Origin of the sequence: Haloimpatiens myeolchijeotgali (genome assembly GCF_042688525.2) — a bacterium.
Lineage (GTDB): Bacteria > Bacillota > Clostridia > Clostridiales > Clostridiaceae > Haloimpatiens.
In genome coordinates this window covers 2670971-2695323 of record NZ_JBHWAB010000001.1, presented here as the reverse complement: position 1 = coordinate 2695323, position 24353 = coordinate 2670971, and the positions used below count along the sequence as shown (strand labels likewise).

The 24353-nt window shown below is 28.0% G+C and carries 20 protein-coding genes and 1 other RNA gene; 18 read left to right on the top strand and 3 right to left on the bottom strand.

Annotated features, from left to right (window positions below; all coding sequences use genetic code 11):
- Position 1: 1 nt before the first annotated feature.
- The 8 genes from ybeY to ppdK all read left to right on the top strand — a co-directional run bounded on the left by ybeY (position 2) and on the right by ppdK (position 7663).
- Positions 2-502 (top strand): rRNA maturation RNase YbeY, encoded by a 501-nt coding sequence (ybeY, locus tag ACFIJ5_RS12055; RefSeq protein WP_379807340.1) that lies wholly within the window; start codon positions 2-4, stop codon positions 500-502.
- 75 nt (positions 503-577) lie between these two features.
- Complete coding sequence (locus ACFIJ5_RS12050) at positions 578-1279, top strand: diacylglycerol kinase (RefSeq protein ID WP_379807338.1); 702 nt, start codon at positions 578-580, stop codon at positions 1277-1279.
- Positions 1280-1378: 99 nt separating this feature from the next.
- Complete coding sequence (locus ACFIJ5_RS12045) at positions 1379-1777, top strand: cytidine deaminase (protein ID WP_379807336.1); 399 nt, start codon at positions 1379-1381, stop codon at positions 1775-1777.
- Between the two features lie 10 nt (positions 1778-1787).
- On the top strand, positions 1788-2672 hold the full coding sequence (gene era / locus ACFIJ5_RS12040) for a GTPase Era (protein ID WP_379807334.1): 885 nt from the start codon (positions 1788-1790) through the stop codon (positions 2670-2672).
- 79 nt (positions 2673-2751) lie between these two features.
- Complete coding sequence (gene recO, locus ACFIJ5_RS12035) at positions 2752-3522, top strand: DNA repair protein RecO (RefSeq protein WP_379809604.1); 771 nt, start codon at positions 2752-2754, stop codon at positions 3520-3522.
- Positions 3515-4111 carry a DUF4342 domain-containing protein gene (locus ACFIJ5_RS12030; RefSeq protein WP_379807332.1) on the top strand — a complete coding sequence of 199 codons (597 nt, stop codon included), beginning with the start codon at positions 3515-3517 and terminating at the stop codon, positions 4109-4111. The genes recO and ACFIJ5_RS12030 overlap by 8 nt, the downstream gene beginning before the upstream one ends.
- Before the next feature lie 215 nt (positions 4112-4326).
- The gene (locus ACFIJ5_RS12025) at positions 4327-4959 is read left to right on the top strand and encodes a CBS domain-containing protein (RefSeq protein ID WP_379809603.1); all 633 of its coding nucleotides are present in this window, start codon (positions 4327-4329) and stop codon (positions 4957-4959) included.
- Positions 4960-5029: 70 nt separating this feature from the next.
- Positions 5030-7663, top strand: a complete 2634-nt coding sequence (ppdK, locus tag ACFIJ5_RS12020; protein ID WP_379807330.1) for a pyruvate, phosphate dikinase — start codon at positions 5030-5032, stop codon at positions 7661-7663.
- A gap of 363 nt (positions 7664-8026) precedes the next feature.
- Here the strand turns inward: ppdK and ACFIJ5_RS12015 are convergent, their stop codons facing one another.
- Positions 8027-9097, bottom strand: coding sequence for a CotS family spore coat protein (locus ACFIJ5_RS12015; protein WP_379807328.1), 1071 nt, complete (start codon positions 9095-9097; stop codon positions 8027-8029).
- A gap of 418 nt (positions 9098-9515) precedes the next feature.
- On the opposite strand from ACFIJ5_RS12015, the gene dnaG reads away from it, so the two are divergent.
- The 9 genes from dnaG to ACFIJ5_RS11970 all read left to right on the top strand — a co-directional run bounded on the left by dnaG (position 9516) and on the right by ACFIJ5_RS11970 (position 19396).
- The gene (dnaG, locus tag ACFIJ5_RS12010) at positions 9516-11309 is read left to right on the top strand and encodes a DNA primase (RefSeq protein WP_379807326.1); all 1794 of its coding nucleotides are present in this window, start codon (positions 9516-9518) and stop codon (positions 11307-11309) included.
- A 2-nt stretch (positions 11310-11311) separates the two neighbouring features.
- Complete coding sequence (gene rpoD / locus ACFIJ5_RS12005) at positions 11312-12373, top strand: RNA polymerase sigma factor RpoD (protein ID WP_379807324.1); 1062 nt, start codon at positions 11312-11314, stop codon at positions 12371-12373.
- 378 nt (positions 12374-12751) lie between these two features.
- A complete protein-coding gene (locus tag ACFIJ5_RS12000) occupies positions 12752-13639 on the top strand; it encodes a PH domain-containing protein (RefSeq protein ID WP_404660531.1) in 888 nt (295 codons plus the stop codon).
- 186 nt (positions 13640-13825) lie between these two features.
- Positions 13826-14515 (top strand): tRNA (adenine(22)-N(1))-methyltransferase, encoded by a 690-nt coding sequence (locus ACFIJ5_RS11995; protein ID WP_379809602.1) that lies wholly within the window; start codon positions 13826-13828, stop codon positions 14513-14515.
- Positions 14506-15321, top strand: coding sequence for a Nif3-like dinuclear metal center hexameric protein (locus ACFIJ5_RS11990; RefSeq protein WP_379807320.1), 816 nt, complete (start codon positions 14506-14508; stop codon positions 15319-15321). The genes ACFIJ5_RS11995 and ACFIJ5_RS11990 overlap by 10 nt, the downstream gene beginning before the upstream one ends.
- A gap of 56 nt (positions 15322-15377) precedes the next feature.
- Positions 15378-16145, top strand: a complete 768-nt coding sequence (locus ACFIJ5_RS11985) for a zinc ribbon domain-containing protein (protein ID WP_379807318.1) — start codon at positions 15378-15380, stop codon at positions 16143-16145.
- Between the two features lie 42 nt (positions 16146-16187).
- Positions 16188-16528, top strand: an RNA gene (rnpB, locus tag ACFIJ5_RS11980) — RNase P RNA component class A.
- Between the two features lie 148 nt (positions 16529-16676).
- Positions 16677-17702: a tyrosine-type recombinase/integrase gene (locus ACFIJ5_RS11975; RefSeq protein ID WP_379807316.1), complete on the top strand. Its 1026-nt coding sequence runs from the start codon at positions 16677-16679 to the stop codon at positions 17700-17702.
- Positions 17703-18424: 722 nt separating this feature from the next.
- Positions 18425-19396 (top strand): ADP-ribosylglycohydrolase family protein, encoded by a 972-nt coding sequence (locus ACFIJ5_RS11970; RefSeq protein WP_379807314.1) that lies wholly within the window; start codon positions 18425-18427, stop codon positions 19394-19396.
- Positions 19397-20415: 1019 nt separating this feature from the next.
- Here ACFIJ5_RS11970 and ACFIJ5_RS11965 read toward each other — a convergent pair.
- On the bottom strand, positions 20416-21183 hold the full coding sequence (locus tag ACFIJ5_RS11965) for a BRO family protein (RefSeq protein ID WP_379809601.1): 768 nt from the start codon (positions 21181-21183) through the stop codon (positions 20416-20418).
- Between the two features lie 576 nt (positions 21184-21759).
- Complete coding sequence (locus tag ACFIJ5_RS11960) at positions 21760-22395, bottom strand: GNAT family N-acetyltransferase (protein ID WP_379807312.1); 636 nt, start codon at positions 22393-22395, stop codon at positions 21760-21762.
- 539 nt (positions 22396-22934) lie between these two features.
- On the opposite strand from ACFIJ5_RS11960, the gene ACFIJ5_RS11955 reads away from it, so the two are divergent.
- Positions 22935-24347, top strand: a complete 1413-nt coding sequence (locus ACFIJ5_RS11955) for a hypothetical protein (RefSeq protein WP_379807310.1) — start codon at positions 22935-22937, stop codon at positions 24345-24347.
- The last annotated feature ends 6 nt before the right edge of the window (positions 24348-24353 follow it).

Genomic DNA, 24353 nt, shown 5'->3' with positions numbered 1-24353 from the left:
TATGATTTACATAGACAATAGACAAGAAAAAATAGAAGTAACTGAAGAATTAAAATCGAATATAAATAGTATTGTTGAATATGCATTAAGACAAGAAAAAGTTGAGAGTGATTATGAAATAAGTATAATTTTTGTTGATAATAATTCAATAAAAGAAATCAATGCAGAGCAAAGAAGCATTGATAGTGTTACAGATGTATTATCATTTCCATTAATTGATTACCCTGAGGGAAAAGTGTATAAAGATGTTTATGTTGGGTATGACTTTGATGATAGTTATTTTGATGATGGAAACTTAGTACTTGGAGACATAGTATTATCACTTGAAAGAGCAATGGAACAAAGTGAAGAATATGGCCATTCGTTTTTAAGAGAGGCAGCATATTTAACAGTTCATTCTATATTACATCTTTTAGGATATGACCATATGGAAGAGGATGAAAAGAAGATTATGCGTAAAAGAGAAGAAGAAATATTAAATCAATTTAATATTAGCAGATAAAAATAGCCTCCCAATATTACGGAGGCTATTTTTAAACTAAAAAAGTAGTTTGTTAAACTAAAAAGGTGGGGTTATATGAAGACTAAAAGGAAAATCGTAGATAGTTTTAATGATGCCATTGAAGGAGTAATATATGCTATAAGAACCCAAAGAAATATGAGAATACATATGATAACTACTTTAATAATATTAACTTTTTGTTTCTTTATTGATATAAATAAATATGAATTAATGATTTTAACAATAACTATAACTATGGTGATTGTAGCAGAAATGATAAATACAGCTATTGAATTTACTATAGATTCTACAACTAATTATTATCATCCCTTAGCGAAAATAGCAAAGAATGTTGCGGCTGGAGCTGTATTTATAACTGCATTAAATGCTGTAATTGTTGGTTTTGTATTATTTTGGGATAAATTAAATTCAATAAATTTTGTAATACTAAATAAGGTAAGAAATATTGACACATATATGATATTTATTATTTTATTAATTGTTTGTATAGCAACTGTAATAGTAAAAGCTATTTATGGAGAGGGTACACCTTTAAAAGGTGGTATGCCTAGTGGTCATAGTGCAGTAGGTTTTTCTATAGCAACGATTATTACGTTATTAACGAATGAACCTCTAGCTGTAATATTAAGTTATATATTAGCTATAATATTAGCTCAAAGTAGGGTAGATTCAGAAGTTCACTCTGTAATAGAAGTAATATTAGGAGCGCTATTTGGAACATTTTTAACTATATTCATATTTAAACTATTAAAATGAATTATTAGTTAATATACATCATATTGAAAACACATAAAATAATGATATAATTGTTATACGACATTAAATATAGGTACATTCTTTTAGGGAGGTAATAAAATGGAATACAAAGAATTAATGTTAAAAGCTAAAGAGGCAAGGGAAAATGCATATTCACCATATTCAAATTTTAAAGTTGGAGCAGCAGTATTAATGAGTAATGGAAAAGTATATACTGGTTGTAATATAGAAAATGCTTCATATGGAGCAACAAATTGTGCAGAAAGAACAGCTATTTTTAATGCTATTTCAGATGAACATGGTACTATAAGAGTACTAGCATTAATAGGAAGTGAAGAAGAATACACATATCCATGTGGTATATGCAGACAGGTTATATCAGAATTTAGTGACGAAAATACTAAAATAATTGTAGGTAAAAATGAAAACGAATATTTAGTAAAAACTTTAAAAGACATATTACCAGGTGCTTTTACTAAAAAAGATTTACATAAATAAGGAGGAAATAATGTTCAAATCAGGATTTGTAACAATAATTGGAAGACCAAATGTAGGAAAATCTACACTAACAAACTATTTACTAGGAGAAAAGTTATCAATAGTATCAAGTAAACCTCAAACAACTAGAAATAACATACAAACTATATTGACAACTAAAGACTATCAAATGATATTTGTAGATACTCCAGGAATACATAAGCCAAGGCATAAGTTAGGAGAATACATGGTTGATATAGCTATGGATTCTATAAAAGAAGTAGATGTTATATTATTTTTAGCTAATGCAGATGTTGAATTGGGAAAAGGAGATATGTATATATTAGAACAATTAAAAAGTACAAAAAAACCAGTGTTTTTAGTTGTTAATAAAATAGATGAATCTAATCCAGATAGACTTGCACAAACTTTAAACAATTATTCAAAATATTATGATTTTGCAGAGATAATACCTATATCTGCTATGAATGGTAAGAATGTGGATACTTTACAGAAGCTTATGATAGATTACTTACCAGAAGGTCCTATGTATTATCCAGAAGACATGATAGCAGATGTACAGGAGAGGTTTGTTGTAACAGAAATTATAAGAGAAAAAGCTCTTAGACTACTCAGAGAAGAGGTACCACATGGAATAGCAGTAGAAGTGCTTTCTATGAAACAAACTGAAAGTGGAAAGTATAAGATTGAAGCTAATATTATATGTGAAAAAAAATCACATAAAGGAATTATTATAGGAAAAGATGGAGTAATGCTTAGAAAAATTAATAAATATGCGGTGCAAGATTTAAAGAAATTTTTAGATACAAAAGTTTCATTAAATATATGGGTAAAAGTTAGAAAAGAATGGAGAGATAATTTACTTTTCTTGAAGGAACTTGGATATAAGAAATAAAATAATACTTTGTGTAGATTATTTTACAATTATATTTAAATTTTCTAGAAAAGAATTTCTATTATAGGTTATAATATATATAGGAGATGATTTTCTGACAATTTATAAAACTAAAGCTATTGTGTTAAAAACTCAGGATTTAAAGGAAAATGACAAGTTAGTATGGTTATTTACAGAGAAAATGGGAAAAATAACAGCGGTAGCTAAAGGTGCAAAAAAAAATAGAAGTAAGTTTATATCCTCTACACTACCCTTTTGCTTTGGTGAATTTGTGATATACAGAGGTAAAAGTATGTATACCATAAATGAAGTGCAAGTAATAGATTCATTTCAACAATTTCTAAATAACTTAGAAACATTGACATATACCTCTTATTTAAATGAGTTAATTGATATATCAATGGTAGAACAAGAAAGTAATAGAGAATTATTCAAAACTTTAGTTATAGCATATTATTTTATAAAAAATAATGTAGGAGACATAGAAATATTAACAAGGGCTTTTGAAGTAAAATTACTGAAATATACAGGATATGAGTTGAATTTAGATCGATGTTGTATTTGTAGAAAAAAGATTGATGTATCAAATTATATAAACTTTCAATATTATGGAGGAGTATGTAAAGAATGTTCTAAATCTAATGGAATATACATAAGGTATACTGCTTATAATGTCTTAAAAAATTTAATAAAATTTCCTCTAGAAAAATGTTATAGAATAAATATTGATGCAGAGGTTAAAAAAGAAATTTTTAAGGTGCTATTTCAAATTATTTCCCAATGTTATCAAAGAATTCCTAAAAGTTTAAATATGTTTAATTTCTTCAAGGAGGCTGAGAATAATGAGTGAAATAAGTTTAGAAAAGATTGATGTAATTAGAGAAAGAACAGGCGTAAGTTATACAGAGGCAAAAGAAGCTTTAGAAATTTGTAATGGGAATGTAGTAGATGCTCTTGTATATATTGAGAACAATTCAAATAAAGAGGATATGTATACTACTAAAGATGAATTTCTAGATTGGATCAAAAATTTAATAAAGGAAGGACAAGTAAATAGAATTAAAATAAGGAAAGATGATAAAGTTATTGTTGATATTCCAGTAAATGCGGGAGTAGCAGCAGGAGTCCTATCTTTATTAATATGGTGGCCTTTAGTTGTAGCAGGAGTGGTAACAGCAGTATTTACAAAAGTAACTATAGAAATAACAAAAAGTGATGGTAGTGTTGAGGTTGTAAATAAAATAATTAAAACTACAGCTGATGAAGTAAAAGAAAAAATGAAAGATGCTGGTACTGATATTAAAGAAGCAGTAAAAGATGCTAGTGGTGATATTAAAGAAAAATTTAATAAGAGAAATAAAGAAGGTAACAAAGAATACGAAAATGTATATAAATATACAGTAGATTTCGATGAGGAAAATGATGACAAAAATGAATAGTATAAAAGCTGGCATTAAAATTGCCAGCTTTAACATTAAATTCTTAATAAATACTAAAAAACATAAGGATAATATAAAAATAGAAAATAAAGAAATTTAATGAAAAATAAAGAAATTTATATTATAAGTAAAATATATTATAATTTTTAAATTAGTAAATAATACGGAAAATACTAAAAAATGTTATAATATGACTTAGAAAGAGGGTGTTCATTATAAAATTAACAGATAGGCAAGAAGAAATAATAAGATTAGTTAAGGAACATCAACCAATTACTAGTGAAAAAATTGCAGGACATTTAGGTCTTACAAGAGCAGCATTAAGACCCGATTTAGCAATACTTACAATGACTGGAATATTAGATGCAAAACCTAAAGTAGGTTATATTTATTCTAATAAACCCTCTTATAGCCTTGTTTATGACTACATAAGAAAAATAAAAGTAGAAGAAATGATGTCTAAACCAGTAGTTGTAAGTGAGGAAACTACTGTCTATGATGCTATTGTTCAATTGTTTTTAAATGATGTAGGAACTCTTTTTGTAGAAGAAGGAGATACATTAGTAGGTGCTATTTCAAGGAAAGATTTTCTTAAGATAGCCATGGGTGGTACTGATATGCATAAAGTACCAGTAGGAATTATTATGACTAGAATGCCTAATATAATATTCATTGAAAAAGGTGATACAGCGTATTCAGCGGCAAAAAAAATAATTGAACATGAGGTAGATAGTATTCCAGTAGTAGATAAGCTCACAAAAGATGGAAAAGATTTTCTAAAAATAGTGGGAAAAGTTTCAAAAACAAATATAACTAAAGTATTTGTAAAATTAGGGGAGAATGGTTAAGATTCAAAGGGGCTTATGCCCCATTGTAATATAAAAGCAAACAAAAACAAATGAAGGGGGATATGTTAATATGTCAAACAAAAAATATGTATATTTATTCCAAGAAGGAAACGCATCTATGAGAAATCTTTTAGGTGGAAAAGGTGCTAATTTGGCAGAAATGACAAATTTAGGTATACCTGTTCCAGAAGGATTTACAGTCACAACTGAAGCATGTGTTAAATATTATAGTGATGGCAAGAAAATTGGGGAAGAAATATCTAGAGAGATAGTACAAGCACTACGAGTAGTAGAACAAACTACAGAAAAGAAATTTGGAAGTAAAGAAAATCCTTTACTAGTATCAGTAAGGTCTGGTGCAAGAGTATCCATGCCAGGAATGATGGATACAATATTAAATTTAGGATTAAATGATGACACTGTAGAGGGAGTAGCAAAATTAACAAATAATATAAGGTTTGCTTATGACTCTTATAGAAGATTTATACAAATGTTTTCAGATGTTGTTATGGGAATAGAAAAGAGAAAATTTGAAAACATATTAGATCAAGTTAAAGAGGAAAAGGGTGTTAAATTTGATACTGAATTAGATGCAAACGATTTAAAGGGCATAGTAAATAAGTTTAAAGAACTATACAAAAAAGAATTAGGAAAGGATTTCCCTCAAAATCCTGAAGAACAATTATTTGAAGCTGTTACAGCAGTATTTAGTTCTTGGGATAATCCAAGAGCAATTGTTTACAGAAGACTAAATGATATTCCTGGCGATTGGGGAACAGCAGTAAATGTTCAAAGAATGGCTTTTGGTAATATGGGAAATACATCAGGTACAGGAGTAGCATTTACAAGAGATCCAGCAACAGGAGAAAAGACTATATTTGGTGAATACTTAATAAATGCACAAGGAGAAGATGTTGTAGCAGGAGTAAGAACACCTCAACCTCTTAAAAAATTGCAGCAAGATTTGCCAGAATGTTATGAAAAATTTATGGGTATTGCTCAAAAACTTGAAAATCACTACAGAGACATGCAAGACATGGAATTTACAATTGAACAGGGAAAATTATATTTCTTACAAACAAGAAATGGCAAAAGAACAGCTGAAGCTGCACTAAAAATAGCTGTAGACCTTGTTAAAGAAGGATTGTTAACTAAAGATGAGGCAATATTAAAAGTTGAACCAAAACAATTAGATTCTGTTCTTCATCCAACTTTTGACACACAAGAACTAAAAAAAGCTAAAGCTATAGCATCAGGTTTACCAGCATCTCCAGGAGCTGCTTGTGGAAAAGTTTATTTTACTGCAGAAGAAGCAAAAGTTCATCATCAAGCTGGCGAAGATGTAATTCTTGTAAGATTAGAAACTTCTCCAGAAGATATAGAAGGTATGGTAGCATCAGAAGGAATTCTTACTGTAAGAGGAGGAATGACTTCTCATGCAGCAGTTGTTGCTAGAGGAATGGGAACTTGTTGTGTAGCAGGATGTGGAGACATAAGTGTAGATGAACAATCTAAAACATTTCAAATTGGAGAAAAGAAGTTTAATGAAGGAGATTACATTTCATTAGATGGAAGTACTGGAAATGTATATGATGGACGGATAAAAGCTGTAGAACCTGAAATTTCAGGTCATTTTGGTACTTTTATGGCATGGGCAGATGAAATAAGGAAACTAAAGGTAAGAACTAATGCAGATACTCCAAAAGATGCTAAGCAAGCAGTTAAATTTGGAGCACAAGGAATTGGGCTTTGCAGAACAGAGCACATGTTCTTTGAAGAAGATAGAATACCAGCAGTTAGAGAAATGATAGTTGCTAAAAGTTTAGAACAAAGAGAAAATGCATTAGCTAAGTTATTACCAATGCAAAGAGAAGATTTTATAGGAATATATGAAGCTATGGAAGAAAGACCAGTAACAATTAGATTATTGGATCCACCACTACATGAATTTTTACCAAGTGAAGAAGAAGATATAGAAGACTTGGCAAAAGAAATGGGAATATCTTATGAAGAATTAAAAGCTTCTGTAGATTCTTTGCATGAATTTAATCCAATGATGGGTCATAGGGGTTGTAGACTTGCAGTTTCTTATCCAGAAATAGCTAGAATGCAAGCTAGAGCAATAATTGAAGCAGCAATAGATGTAAGAAGAAGAAAAGGATATAACATTATGCCAGAAATAATGATTCCATTAGTAGGAGAAATTAAAGAATTAAAATTTGTTAAAGATACAATTAAAGAAGTTGTAGACCAAATTATTGAAAAAGAAAACATTAACATGGAATATAAAATTGGAACTATGATAGAAATACCTAGAGCAGCAATTACAGCAGATGAAATAGCTAAAGAAGCTGAGTTTTTCTCATTTGGAACAAATGATTTAACTCAAATGACTTTTGGTTTTTCAAGAGATGATGCAGCTAAGTTCTTAAACTATTATTATGATAACAAGATTTATGAATTTGATCCATTCCAAAAGTTAGATCAAAATGGAGTAGGAAAACTTGTTAAAATGGCTTCAGAACTTGGAAAACAAACAAGACCAGACATCAAATTAGGAATTTGTGGAGAGCATGGTGGAGATCCATCTTCAGTAGAATTTTGCCATAATGTTGGATTAAATTATGTATCTTGCTCACCATATAGAGTTCCAATTGCAAGATTAGCAGCAGCACAAGCTCAAGTAAAAAATCCAAGACAATAGATTAATAATTCAACTTTTGCAGATGAAATACAATCGCTGCGGGAAATGATATATTGCTAGGAAACCTTTCACTTCAGTAACAAGTTCTAAGCTTTACTCATATTGAAAAAAAGATTTTTTAATTAATATTCCGTAGGAATCAGTAATTAAAAAATAACTTTTTTCAAATTCGTAAAGCTAAGAACTTGTAAACTTTGTTCAAATGTTTCTTACGCAATATATCATTCCCCTTCGCTAGACAGTATTTTTGTCCTGTGAAAGTTGAGTTAATGACTAAAAGGTTTCTAGAATTTTCTAGAAACCTTTTTTACATAGTAAAAGTAACTTTAAATGTAGCAATATATCATTTATCGGAGTGGAGAGTTACTGTATTTTAGTTGAAAATTTATGTTCAATATAATCAATAAAATTATATACAAATTCTAATTGTTCTTCTTCATTATTAGTTGACTTTATAAGTAAATTCATGAAAGCATGTTTATTGCATTTTTTTATATTATTATAATAATCTCTAGATATTCTCCAATATTTTTGAGGAAAAGATAAATAAGCAAGAAGATACTTATATTCGTCTAAATTCAATTTATGAAATTTTTCATATTCAGTTATACAATTTATTGCAAGTTTAAGATTCCACTTAGTTTTATCTCTTCTTAATAATCTTCTTAAAAAGTAAGACATATCATGAACACAAAAGTCCATTCTACATTTATCAAAATCTATTACCCATAACTCTAAATTTTCGTCAAAAATTAAATTTTTATTTACATAATCTAAATGACAAAGGGATTTACTTAAATTATCATGATTTATAGAATAAGAAATTTCGCAAGCTTTTCTTGCTAAAGTTTCATTTATATCAAAATGTTCTAGAAAGAAATTAGAAAAATTATCATGAGTTTTAAATGCTAAATTTGAATTAGTCAATATTTTTTGATATCTTCTATTAGTTGAATTAGATATATTACTAAAATTAGAAGTAGATTTACTACCTAAAATAGGTGTGAATTTTTCAGTTGAGTTATGCATTTTAGCTAAATTTCTCATTGATTTAAACATATGATTTTTAATGTCATAATCGCATTTAATACCTTGAATCCAAGGCGTTAAAATAAAAATCATATTTTCATATGTTACATATCGACTATTATTTTTTGTGGGAAGTATTTTTGGTACATTAATATTATATCGGTACAACCATTCTATAGCTGAATATACAAAAAGTAGTTCAGGAACATCATAGTAAACTTTTTTAAGACAATAGAATTTATCAAATGAAGTTATTTTATAGACTGCTCTTTGTTTTTCAGAATTTTTAAACTTAATTTGTTCTATAGATCCATTTTCCAAATTATATTGGGGAAGTACGTATTTTTTTACATTATCTTCAGATAATAGTTTTGTATTGTTATATAATTTAGCCTTATAAGGCATAGTTAACACTCCTCATAAAAGAATTTCACTATAAACATATTAAAAAATTCATAATATTATACATTTTAATTAAAAAAAGGAGTTTTGCATTATGTATAGAATAAATTTTATAGTAGAAAAGCTAAGGAGGTTTTTAATATTGATAATAGTATAATTTATTAAATATTATTAGAATAATTTTTACAATTATATGGAAGAATAACATATGTTACAAGTATATATTTCGATATTTTTTAAAGATAAGTTTAACTTTCATCAAGAAAAATAAAAAATATTGAAGGATTTTAATATTTAATAAAGAATATATTAAATACAGTTTTAATAAATATAAAAAAAAAATAAAAGGAAATTAAACTTTTTTGTCGAATACCAAATAGTTAGGATTTAACAAATTTATAATAGTTGGGTGGGAGAATTTTTGATAGCTGAAGATCTCATCTTAAGAGTAAAAGAAGAAAATAATATTGTAGATGTAATTTCAGAAGTAACTAGATTAAAGAGAACGGGGAGAAATTATGTAGGTTTATGTCCTTTTCATAATGAAAAAACTCCTTCTTTTACAGTGTCACCTGATAAACAAATTTTTAAGTGTTTTGGATGTGGGGAAGCTGGAAATGTAATAACTTTTGTAATGAAAACAAAAAATATACCATTTCCAGAAGCTGTAAAAATGCTTGCGGATAGAGCAAATATTGATTTCGAATTAAACAATGGGGATAACAAAAAATATAATGATAAAAGAAATAAGTTATATAAAATAAATGTTGAAGCTGCAAGATATTTTTTTCACAATTTAATGTGTAACAAATCAATAAAAAAATATTTTATAGATAGAGGCATTACTGAAAAGACAATGAAGAAGTTTGGTCTTGGGTACTCACTTAATAGTTGGCATGAACTTATTTATTATTTAAAAAATAAGGGTTACACAGAATTAGACATGATTGAAGCTGGTCTTATACTAAAAAGCAAAAACAATACGCATTATGATAGATTTAGAAATCGGGTAATGTTTCCTGTTTTTGATTATAGGGGGAGAGTCATAGGTTTTGGTGGAAGAGTATTAGATGATTCTAAACCTAAGTATTTAAATTCGCCAGAAACAGAAGTGTTTAAAAAAGGAATTAATTTATATGGTTTAAATTTTGCTTTAAAGAATCATATATCTGATACTATTGTTATTGTAGAAGGCTATATGGATTGTATTTCTCTTCATCAAAGAGGAATAACTAATGTAGTTGCTTCCTTAGGTACGGCTCTTACTATAAATCAAGCAAAACTTTTAAAAAGATATGTAAAAAAAGTTATAATTTCTTATGATGCAGATATTGCTGGGCAGGCGGCAACATTGAGAGGATTACAAATATTGAAAAAAGAAGGATTTGACATAAAAGTTCTTACAGTGCCTGATGGAAAAGATCCTGACGAATTTATTAGGGCACATGGAAAAGAAGCTTTTGAAGAGTTAATGAAAAAGTCACTTCCTTTTATAGACTATCGTTTGAATGCAGCTAAAAAGGGAATGAATCTTAGTAATAAAGACATAGTAATTCATTATGCAAAGAAAGTTATACCAATATTAAAGGAACTTGATCCAGTTGAAAGAGATGTATACATAAAAAAAGTTTCTGAAGAAACAGGAATAAATGAACAGGCAATATACGATATGTTAAATAGAAATATAAATAAAAACAATAAAAATCATAGATATATGAATATAATTGATGATAATAGACAAAAATTATATCTAGAGCCAGCTTATATTAAGGCAGAAAGAGTATTATTAAAACTAATGATAGAGGATAAAAAAAATACTAATTTTGTGGTACAAAATATAACACCTGAAGATATGGTCTTATCAAGTCATAAAAAAATATATGATTTAATATTGCAAAATATTAATTTATCTATTGATGAATTAAGTAAGTTTATAGAAGTAAATTGTGTAGATGTGGAAAGTTCTAAAGAATTTGTCAAAATTGAAGATGTAAGATTAGCTGAAAATGAAGATGACTACATAAATGTAATAAAGGATTGCATAAGACAAATTAAAAAATATAGGTTAGAGGAGTCGAAAAAATCTATTATGAATGAAATTAAAAAATATGAATCTGAAGGTTTAGTTGAGGAATCCATAAAACTAGCTCGTAAAATTGTTGATATACAAAAGGAGATTTCACGAATAACAGGTGTGGAAGGAGGCCATAGATAAATATGAAAGATAAAGAAGCTAAGATGACGTTAGTTAAAAGTCTTATAGAAATGGGAAGAAAAAAAGGTGTTTTAACTTATAAAGAGATAATGGATAAATTAGAAAAAATAGATCTTGCGCCTGAACAAATTGAAAAGATATATGAAGTTTTAGAATCAACAGGAATAAAAGTTGAAGGGGTAGATAAAGAAAAGCAAACGGAGAAAAAAATTGACTTAAGTGTACCTGCTGGTATTGCTATAGATGATCCAGTTAGAATGTATTTAAAAGAGATTGGTAAAGTTCCATTATTAAGTTCGGAAGAAGAGGTAGACCTTGCTCAGAGAATTGAAAATGGAGAACAAAGAGCTAAAAAGAAACTTGCAGAAGCTAACTTAAGATTAGTTGTAAGTATAGCTAAAAGATATGTTGGAAGAGGAATGCTATTTCTAGATTTAATACAAGAAGGAAACTTAGGACTTATTAAGGCTGTAGAAAAATTTGATTATAGAAAAGGGTATAAATTTAGTACCTATGCTACATGGTGGATTAGACAGGCTATAACAAGGGCAATAGCTGACCAAGCAAGAACTATAAGAATTCCAGTACATATGGTAGAAACAATAAATAAATTAATAAGAGTTTCTAGACAATTACTTCAAGAATTGGGTAGAGAACCTCAACCTGAAGAAATTGCTAAAGAAATGGAAATGCCAGTAGACAAAGTTAGAGAGATTATGAAAATAGCACAAGAGCCTGTTTCACTTGAAACACCAATAGGAGAAGAAGAAGATAGTCATTTAGGGGATTTCATACCTGATGATGAAGCACCTGCTCCAGCTGAAGCAGCAGCTTTTACTATGTTAAAAGAACAATTAATAAATGTATTAGATACTTTAACACCAAGAGAAGAGAAGGTACTTAGATTAAGATTTGGTTTGGATGATGGAAGGGCTAGAACCCTAGAGGAAGTTGGAAAAGAATTTAATGTTACAAGAGAGAGAATTAGACAAATAGAAGCTAAAGCACTTAGAAAATTAAGACATCCAAGTAGAAGTAAAAAGTTAAAAGATTATTTAGATTAATTTATGATTCATATATGAGATATTTTAAAGCACTATTTATTAATAACTCAACTTTCGCAGTAAAAAAACACTGCTTAGCGAAGGAAAATGATATCTTGCGTAAGAAACATTTGAACAAAGTTTACAAGTTCTTAGCTTTACGAATTTGAAAAAAGTTATTTTTTAATTACTGATTCCTACGGAATATTAATTAAAAAATCTTTTTTCAATATGAGTAAAGCTTAGAAATTGTTACTGAAGTGAAAGGTTTCTAAGCAAGATATCATTTCCTGTAGCGGCTATTTTTTATCTGTGAAAGTTGAGTTAATAAATAGTGCTTTAATTTTAATTTTGAATTTAAAAGGCTATATGATATAATAATTTTAAAGGGTGATGCTAATGTGTGAATTCGAATCAGGCAAGGGAAGAGGAATAATAAGTATCATATTAATGGTAATTGTTTATAATATTGGGATAAGTTTTTTATTATATATTAGTAATAATTATATATTATCTAGCTTATTTAAAATTCTTTCGGTAGGAGGAAATTTATATTTATTATACTATCTTTTTTTATTTATATCATTAAAATATGTAGTAGATAATGATAACTTAACAATAATAGGAATATATGGTTTAAAAAAGGTAACCATACCTATAAAAAATATAAAGGGATATAATGAACAAAAAGGAAAAATAAAGGGTATTAGATTATCAGGAATAGCTAATAATAGCTTTGCATTAGGTAGAAGTATAATTGATAAAATAGGGGTTACTCGAATGTTTGTTACCCAAAATGATAATGTCTTTTATTTAAATACTGATGAAATAAATTATGCATGTTCTCCTAAAAATTATAGTGAATTTGAAAGAGTATTAAAAGATAAAGGATTAGAAGATAAAATTTGGGAACATAAGTATACTAAGAAAATCAGTTTGCATAAAGATAAGAGGTTTATTTTTTTATTTACATTAGTTAGTATAATTATAATAGTAATAACATTAAATCCTTTCATATTATATTTAAAACACATATTACCTGCCACAATGCCTTTAAGTTTTGATGCAGCTTTTAAACCCGTACTTTATGGTACTAGCAAGCAATTTGCATTTAAACAAATGGTATATGGAGCACTGAATATGGTGATATTATTTTGTATGTATTATGCTTCATATTTTCATGCTAAATATGATAAGAAATCTTCATATATATACATCTATGTAGCTTTAATCATAGCATTAGTATTTTTAGTATTGCAGTTTAGAATATTATATGTTTATTGGTAATCAAGGGAACTTAGGTTTAAATACAACTTGCAACTACAGCATAATTTGTTATTTAAATTTTAACCTTTAACCTTTATTTTTACATGGTTAATGGTTTTGTGGTAATATATTATTTTTAGTCGTTTAGATTTGTAGGTTGTAAAAGTTGAATTATAATTTAAGATTGTTAAGTTAGGATTGATAAAATTGGATATAAGCTTAAGATTAAAGATAATCGCAAATATGATAGATAAAAGTAATTCAATTGCAGATATAGGAACAGATCATGCATATATTCCTATTTATTTAGTTAAAAATGGAATATGCCAAAATGCTATAGCTTCTGATATTAATAAGGGGCCTGTGGAAAAAGCAAAAAGAAACATTAGATTTGAAGGACTAGAAGAAAAAATACAATGTAGATTAGGCGGAGGATTAGCTACTATAAAGCCTTTTGAAGTTGATTGTGCAATTATAGCTGGTATGGGAGGAAACTTAATAAGAGATATTTTAGAGGAAGATATAGAAGTTTTTAAGCATCTAAAGTATGCAGTACTTCAACCAGTTCAAAATCCAGAAGTACTTAGAAAGTATATATATGAAAAAGGATTTGATATTATAGATGAACAATTATGTTTTGATGAAGGTAAATATTATGAAATAATTAAAATGAAATTCAATAATAATCCTAAAGATGTTGAACAAATTTATTATGAAATTGGTGAAAAATTAATAGAAAAAAAACATCCACTGCTTAAAGAATATCTAAATTTTAAAAAAGCAAAATATGAAAAAATATATTCTAATATAACTAATAAGTCAATGGGTGCTTTAAAACGTAAAGAAGAATTAAAGTATAAAATTTTTAAATTGGAGGAGATTTTAAAATGGGTTTAAAAGTTAAAGATATACACAGAATATTAGAAAATTATGCTCCTTCAAAATTAAAGGAAAGCTATGATAATGTAGGATTAATGGTAGGAGATATGGAAGAAGAAATATCCTCTATATTAGTTGCACTTGATTGCACATTAAGTGTTATAGAGGAAGCTAAAGAGAAGGGATGTAATTTGATTTTTACACATCATCCACTTTTTTTTAGAAAACCAGCATGTATTACTACTGACACATTAATAGGAAAAAAGGTTATTAATCTTATAAAAAACGATATAAACTTATATTCAAGTCATACAAACCTAGATTCAGCAGAAGGTGGTTTTAATGATATAATTACAGAAATTTTAGGTTATAAGTATTTTGAAATAATAGAACCGAATTTGCATTTAGGAAGTTGTAGTCAAAAAGCAGGTATAGGAAGATTAGTAACTTTGGATAAAACCACAAGCTTAGAAGATTTATGTGATAAAGTTAAAAAAGCTCTAGAAATCTCAAGTCTGAGATATGCAGGTGATGATTCTATGGTCATAAAGAAAGTAGCCATAATAAATGGGAGTGGTGAAGATTTCTTTAGCACTTGTAGAAAAATGGGAGCAGATTGCATTATTACAGGTGATACAACATATCATTATGTAAGTGACTTTAAGGAAGAAAATATTTCTATAATTGATGCAGGACACTTTGGAACAGAATGGCCGGCATTAAAAGGTTTTATGCATATTTTGAAAAATGAAATAGAAAATATGGGTTATCATAATAAGATAATGCTATCAGAGAGTAATAAGGATCCATATAAATTTAAATAGAAATAGGAATGTACCTATTTCTATTTTTTATACAACTAAAATTAGGAGGATTAGAGATGAAAATTTTAGATAAAATAATTAAACTTGAGAAGTGTTATACTAAACTTGAAGAAAATATGAAAATATTAAAAGATAAGTCAAAAATTATACTTTTAAAGAAAATGCAGAAAGAATATGAAAATGTAAAAAAATCAAATATTGAAATTGGTACTGAAATACAAAAAATAGAAAAAGAATATTCTGAAATAGAAGAGAATGTACTAAAAAAGAAAGAAGAAAAAAAACAACAAGAGGAACTACTTTATGATGGTAATGTTGGGTGTAATATAAAATTTATAGATAATGTTCAAAGTAAAATTGAAAATTTACAAAATGAAATAGATAAATTAGAAGAGGAAAAGTCAGTTTTATTAGATAATGAAGAAAGTTTATTAAATCAAAAACAAAAAATAGAAGATGATATGAAAAGTGTAAAAACTAATTTCTATGAATTTAAAGAAGAAGTATTAAAGGAAATACAAAATGCTAAAATCGAGATAAAATCTGGAAATGAACAAATACAAGCTTTAAGAGATAGTATGTCAGAGGAAGTATTAAATAAATTTGACTATATTAGAAGAGTAAGAAAACCTGCTGTGGCATCAGTAGAAGATGGAGTATGTCAAGGATGTAAAATTGCATTGCCATCCATGATTTTAGATGATATAGTCAGCAAGAGAAAAAAAGAGCTTATATGTTGTGATAGTTGTGGAAGAATATTGTATTGTAAAAACACCGAGAAAATTGTAAAAAAAAGAAAAAGCAGAAAGAAAAAAAGTAAATAAAATACTTGATTTATGTTTATGTATGTGATATTATAATACTTGCGAGTAAGCCAGACAGTCGCTGCTGCATTATGCAGGAGAGGAAAGTCCGGGCTCCATAGGGCAGGGTGCTGGGTAACGCCCAGTCAGGGTAACTTGAAGGATAGTGCAACAGAGATATACCGCCATTTTATAATGGTAAGGGTGGAAAGGTGAGGTAAGAGCTCACCAGCGCATTGGCGACTTTGCGGCTATGTAAACCCCACTTGGAGCAAGATTGAATAGGGAGACTTATGGGGCGGCCCGTCCTGTCTCCGGGTAAGATCGCTTGAGCTTATTGGCAACAATAAGCCTAGATAGATGACTGTTCACGACAGAACTCGGCTTATCGGCTTGGTCGCTATAATTAAGATTAATAAGTGATGTGAAGTGGCATAAAGTGTGACTTTATCTACTTTGTATTTGCAATAAAGGTTATACGTCTTTTATCAGAAATGATAATAGGTGTGTAGCCTTTTTTGCTTACGCCTAATTCTAAAAGGAGGCATTAATATGACAGATAAAACCAACAAAGTAGACGGAAGGAAACTAAGAACTCAAAGAAAGAAAAAAATCACTGTAAATTTACGTGAAGATATTGAGGAAACTATTGCCACAAGTTTGACTTTGTCAGAGGTACAGGAATTGTTTATTAAAGATATGGAGAACCGCAGACTTAGAGAAATGACTATTAAATACTATCACTTTGTTTTAGAAGGTTTCTATAAGTATATTCCTCAGACAACTTCAATTATTGATATAACGGCTGATACGGTACAGGAATATATTGAATATCAGATAGATAAAGGATTAGCCACAAACACAATTCACACAAATATTAAAGGGATTAGAACGTTCTTATATTTTGCTATGAAACAAGGATTTTTACCAAGGTTTTCGATTAAAGTACCAAGTCCTAATAAAGTTCCTTTAGATATGTATACTGTAGAAGAGGTACAAAAGCTATTAGTTAGACCTAATTTAAAAGAATGTAAATTTTCTACACTAATGACTTGGACGGCTATAAACATATTAGCATATACAGGGTGTAGGGCTAGAACTTTAGTTAATATTAAAATAGAGGACATTGATTTTGCAGGGCAAGTTATTCATTACAGACATACTAAAAATAAAAAACCTCATACAGTGCCTATGCCGTTACCTTTATGTAATGTATTAAAACAGTATTTAAAAGTTAGGACACAAGGTGAAGATAGTACGGATGAACTTCATTTAATTTGTAATGTGTATGGTGACCCTATAACCCCTTCAAGCCTTTACAAATATGTTCAGCTTTATAATAGAGAAAGAGGAGTACAAAGGTGCGGCTTACACGCTTTTAGGAGATTTTATGTCAAGTCTTTAGTGGTTCAAGGAGTGCCTATGCCTAAGATTATGCACTTAGTACAACACAGCACTACCAATATGGTAGCACACTACAGCAAGATGTTTGCCAAAGACCTTGTTAATGATGTTAATATATTTGCTAATAGTATTTCAGTGGAGGATAGTAAAAAGAAAAAGTTCACAGTAAAATAAAATTTATGACTTTAAGGGACTTGGATTAATAACTAAGTCTCTTTTTTATGGGGGTATAGTCCTATTGTTTCAAATGTTTTAAAATATGGAACGGTTAAAAATCCACGGTATAAAGGCACTTTAAAACGTTTCATTTATTTGTTTCAAAATAAGAGGGGGACGGGTAAAAAAAGAAGGGATATAATACCAAGTAAAAACCTTTTATTTATCTAATAATAATTATAGATATACCACTATAAAATTATACCATAATACACCAATAGTCACGGCAATATTACCACGTTATACCATCTACTTTATTACTGTTTTATACCATGGATATATATGTATTGGTACATTATGCCACTATTACCACATTGTTTTATTGTTAAAATTTTTCTTTATGTGTAATCTATACTTTATTGGTAAATCCTTCTTTATTAGCGTTTCATACCAAGACTTCCATACCCTACCAACGGGAGAGCTACCACTATATCCCATCAATCCGACCTATCAAATATACACACTATAAATTTTACTTTTCAGAGATAGGGGGATACAAGGGGAGTACCGTCTATAGGGGTGGCACTAACATTTCTGACAAAGCCCACATCAAGGAATAAAGTGGGGGATTATTTCATATAAGATATAGCTATTTTTTTAAATAAATGGTATAATATATCATAAAGTAGCAATATATTACATATTATGTTCGTTGGAAAATAATTATCAGGAGTGATAATATGTCTGAAATAACTAAAAATAGGATTTTAGGGTGCTTGAAGGGGTTAGCAGTTGGAGACGCTATAGGAAAACAAACAGAAACTTTAGCTTTTGAACAAATTAAGGAGTGGTATCCTAATGGGATAAATGGATTTCAAGGTGAAATTGGTACGATAATGCCAAGATACAAAAATAGACACTATGATTGGAAATTTGGAGAAACTACAGATGATACTGAACAAACTATTGCTGTTGCTAAAGCAATAATAGAAGAAGGAAAAGTATCTCACAGTAAAATTGGCGAAAAACTAATGTTATGTAAAAAATCCAATAGACCGACTCTTCACCTTGGGAAGTTTCAACAATTTGGAGATGTAAATAGAGTTGTATATGATGGCGATGGCTGTGGTGCTGCAATGAGAGTTGCTCCAATTGGTATTATTTATTCAAGTGATAAAATACACGAAATTGTTTCTGCTGTTTTTGAGAGTTGTATTCCTACTCACGGTGGACAATTGGCTATATGTGCTGCCGCTTCGATTGCTGGAGCAGTTTCAGCAGCTATTGATGGTAAATCCACAGATGAAATTTTAAAAATTGCAGTTAATGCTAGTATAGAAGCGCAAAAATACAGAAATCCAACTGGGAATTATAAATATAATGAAATATTAATAAATATGTATGAAGACATATTACAACAAAATGAGATAGATATTAACTACTTAAATGACAAATATTTTCCCAAAACTACAATTAACATAGTTCCCATTTCTATAGTTCTTGCTCTAATTACTAAATCGGCAGAAAAATCAACTTTATTAGCAGCTAATTTAGGTGGAGACAGTGATTCTGTTGCCTCAATGAGTTCAGCTATTGCAGGAGCAATTTCCCCAGATACCATAAATGCTCAATGGTATGAAAATGTCCAAGCTGTTAATGGAAATGATTTAATAGATTTAGCAGATAAGTTATATTTATTTAGAAATAGATAAAAGGATTAAGTCTTAATCTTCTTATATTGTTTATTAACAAGAGTATTATCACTTTATTTTTATGTATAAGTGACACCAGAGCAGCACTACCATACCTATAATTGGGGTGGTAACATAAAAACCTCACAACCTATAAGTAAAAAGTTAGACAATTCGTAGACCTAGTAATACCAAGGGTTCAAGGTACTTCCTTAAAATTCCTTAACATTACTGGTTGTAAAATGGTTGTATTCATGGGGTATATACTGTAGAGAACTGGAAATAAGAACTGTTTAATCTAACTGTAATAAAAGTAATAAGTTAAAGAATTGTATTTCAAGATTTAAGGATACGTATATTCTAAATCTCATTTATTAAAACACCAAAATTGGTATGGTAAGTAATATAACAGTAATACCTCACCCTAAAGGGTTCGTATACTCATTTCATTCGTATTAAAATATAATAAAATGTAATAATTAATTTAATATACAATAGATTACAATAATTAGTTTACGGGTAGTATTGTGGATATACTACTCGTAATTTTTTTATATTTAATTGATAGAAAGTTTATATAGTGTACCTTAATTAATAGAAGAAAATCAAAACCAGATACAGTGGTTTTTAAGTGTGGTAAAAATCTTTAGTTTGGCAATACTTTAAAGTTAAAATTCAACTAAACGAAGCCCCTCAATATTTACGTAGCATTTTGATTAACCTTTTAAAGAATATTAATAGTATTGAAAGTACTGAAATTACTAAGATGTACAGGTTTAATAAGTTTTATTTCAATATTATTTTAATTTAGAATGTTGCATAGTAGTTAATATACTTAAAAACATATTTTAAAAATAAGATAGTGAAATTTAGTTAATTACGTATTGAAATTAATAAGGTAATAGTTAGGTTATTTATTAATATCTAAATTTCTATAGTTTCAGTTAAAGTATTAAGGTTAAAACAAATATTATATAGCAATACTGTTGTAAAGTAAAAATAACCCCAGCTTTACACTAGGGTTAATATTATAATTAAGTTTAAGATAAGGTAGACATAATCTCCTCTACAGATTTAATTTCCTTTATACCTAAGTCATTAATAAGTTTTTTATGAAGCTTTCTAATACCCTTCTCTGTTAATATAATCTTTGTATAACAGTGAGTAGAGTATCCTTTTTTAGGAGAACATGGGATACCAGTTACATATCCGTTATTTAGGGCAGTTTGGATAGGTTCTCTTGGTGAATTCTTTGTTGACCAGCCTATTTCACTCAGGTATTTAAATAGGTTATTTTGACCTAAACCTTCTATGCCTATAGCGTTTGCCACTGACTTAACAGTAAATCCTTTCTTATCAAACATAGTTGTATATGCTTCTGCTTTCTCTTGGTATTTCTCGGCAATATCCTTTAATTGTTTATTCTGTTTATTAGCTTGTTCAAGTTCTTTTTCTTTTAACTCAATTCTATTCTGTGCAATAATGAGTGCCTTAGCCACAATGTCACCTTCAGTATCATCTTCATTAACAGGTAAATATCCTCCAGTTAGTCTGATTTCTTTCAATATCTTTTTAATTTCCTTCTTGAACTGTTTTGCTATTGGTTTTCTACTCTGCATAAGTATTTCGTAAAGCCCGTCTTCTGTTAAAAATGTTGCTTTTCTTCTTTGACCTGAACTATCTATTACATAGTCCAGCTTTTTTTCTTCTTCATCAACACTGTTAACCATTAAGGTTGGGTTAGTATGTTCAATCCATTCAGCAACGTCCTTAGCTAAAAATAAAGGATTTTCCCTAGTTCCATAAATTTAATTTGATTTGTTTCAGAAGGTATGTATAAGGGGAAAGGACAATGTGACAATAGTAAATAAAAAAAGTTAATGATACGGTAATATTTTTAGTTGGGAAATGTTTTTAACTTAGGGAATAATAATGAGATTATAAATAATGGATACGTTTTGATTTAGCTTAATGAAAATTGTGCTGAGTATAGGTGTATTGAAATATTAAAAAGCAGTTGACAATTGTATATAACTGTAATAGAATTAGGCTATCATACTGATAAAAGACTTAATCAAAAAAGTACAAAAAGACGTGTTCGAACGGCTAGAGCCCTAGATAGATGACTGTTCACGACAGAACTCGGCTTATCGGCTTGGTCGCTATAACCATGAAAAACACTAGCTTAAAGGCTAGTGTTTTTCATGGTTATATATTTTTTTGCAATGGTTATGGTTGAGTCTATTAATTTTATGTGTACTTTGAACAAGTATATTTAATTATATATAATTGTAATTTATGAAAATTTTTCATTTGAAGCATAAATTTAAGAAATATTGCAAAAGTAATTGTCTTAAATAACTTTTGCCTATTTTATTGATTTATTACTTGTCGATTGATTTTACAAAGAATTTATTACCATTTTCTATTGATTCTTCAAACCCCATTTTTTTAAAATATTTTATATGTACAGGGTTTGATGAAAAACTTATAAATTTAGAATAGCCCTTATTCAAGAAATATTCTTTTTTATTTTCATAAATATAGGTTCCTATCTTGAAATCTCTATATTCCGGTATAACAAAATCAAGTTCCACCTTTAATATGTTTTCATCGTGCTTTGATCCTACAAAAACTCCAGCAGGCACCATATTTCTTAAAATATAAAAACTAACATCTGAGTTGTTAACTTCAAAATGAGATGTATTAGCATATTCTTCTAATTCACTTTTATAAAAATCTAAAAAATACTTAAAGTATTGAGAATTGCCTTCAATAGGAAGAATTTTAAAATATTCTTTTGAGTTATATATTTTTACAAGATAATATATGTTGATAATAACAATACCCAAATTCATAAATCCTACAGGTAATGCACCAATTAAAAATCCATATAGGGAAAATAAACTAGAACCTATTAAATTAATCCATCTTAATCTTAAAATAGAGCTCATTAGTAGAGATATTAATACAATAAGGGAAGCTAAATAACCTAACCATTCTAACCAATGAATATTCATGCAAGAAACACCTCTCAAAATAATTTACATTATTATATTATTATGCGTGTTATTACGGTAAAATATTTAAATTTTAACCTTAAAAAGAGTATTAAAAATGAGGACGGTTCATAAAAAAAAGAGTTATCCCTGCATTATTTTTAAATTATAAAAATGAACCGTCCCCATGTTATTCTATGTTATTTGAAAATTTAGCAGTATAGTAATATTATATATATTGTAGTAAATTAATGTATATATTATAAAAATTACAAGCTAAACTTTCGCAGTAAAGAAATACTGCTTAGCGAAGGGAAATGATATATTGCGTAAGAAACATTTGAACAAAGTTTACAAGTTCTTAGCTTTACGAATTTGAAAAAAGTTATTTTTTAATTACTGATTCCTATGGAATATTAATTAAAAAATCTTTTTTCAATATGAGTAAAGCTTAGAACTTGTTACTGAAGTGAATAGTTTCTAAGCAAGATATCATTGCCCGTAGCGGTTATTTTTCATCTGCGAAAGTTGAGTTACAAATAATTTGGAGGTTTTCATAAATGGAAATATCATCTGTTGGGTTCAAAAGATGCAGTTTAAAAAAATCAGATAAGATAAATTTTTTAATAATAATGATGTTAGGGATATTAGTACGTGTTTTTTTTATATTTAACATATCTTGTGAACCTATTTCTGATTTTAGTAAATATCAAACTATAGCTACAAATATTTTTATGGGGAGAGGACATTATTATTTAGGAAAGCCTATAGCATTTCAACCAATGGGATACCCTTGTATATTAGGCTGCTTTTATAAATTAATAGGTTCAAATAGTATATTTTTAGGTAAAGTACTAAATGTGTTCTTATCGTCTATGACATTAGTAATGATTTTATTTATATTATTAAAGTTATGTAATAGTAAATTCACGGTATATTTATCATATATACTAATAACTTTTATTCCTAATTATATTGCATATAATAATGTTTTGGGGTCAGAAATACTAATAACTTTTTTACTCACAGTTATAATTTACTTACAACTAAGTAGTTTTAACTATAAAATTAGATATAGTATTATTGGGATTTTTATTGGCATAGCAGCTTTAACTAAACCATTTTTTTTAGTGTATCCTATATTGGTGTCTATAATTTTATGGTTAAAAAATAAAAATATAAAATATGCAGCTAAACTATTTTGTATTTCTTCTATATTTATGTGTCTAGTAGTTGCACCTTGGACTTATAGAAATTATAAGAAGTTTAATTCATTAATTCCTGTATCGTATAATGGGGGATATGTGTTATTTATAAATAATAACAGTAATAACAAAAATGGAGCATGGATGCCTGTAGCAGATATAGATGTATGTGAAGATTTAAAAAATAAGTTTTTAAAATGTAATTTTAAGTATAGAGATTCTTCTAAAAACGAAATAAATCAAATTATGATAAATCCTACGATAAATAAAATATTTAAAAGTGAATCAAAAAAATGGATATTAAACCATCCACTTAGATTTTGCAAATTAGGGATTATCAGATTACATAATACATTTTTTAGTGGAGCTGGAGATATATATGAATGGGCAATGAATAGTAAAAAAATAAATACATATTCAAAATTTCTAAAGAGGAACTTTATACATTCTATTTTTGATAAATACATTTATATTTTAAGTTTTTTTGGAATTATTTATGTTATATATAACTTAAAAAATATAATGGTTAGTTTGTTTAAAAAAGAATTAAAAATTAAATATATAATATCTATACCATTTTTTAATATTGCATATTTTGTATTAATATATTTTATTTTTGAAGGGCAACCAAGATATAATTTCCCTATGTTATTTTTATTCTCTATATGTACAGTTATTTGTTTGAGAAAAATTTATATAGATATAAGTAAGATTAATTTATTTAGATCAGACTTTTTTAAAACTAAAAAAGTAAAAATACAGAAATAAGGTGAA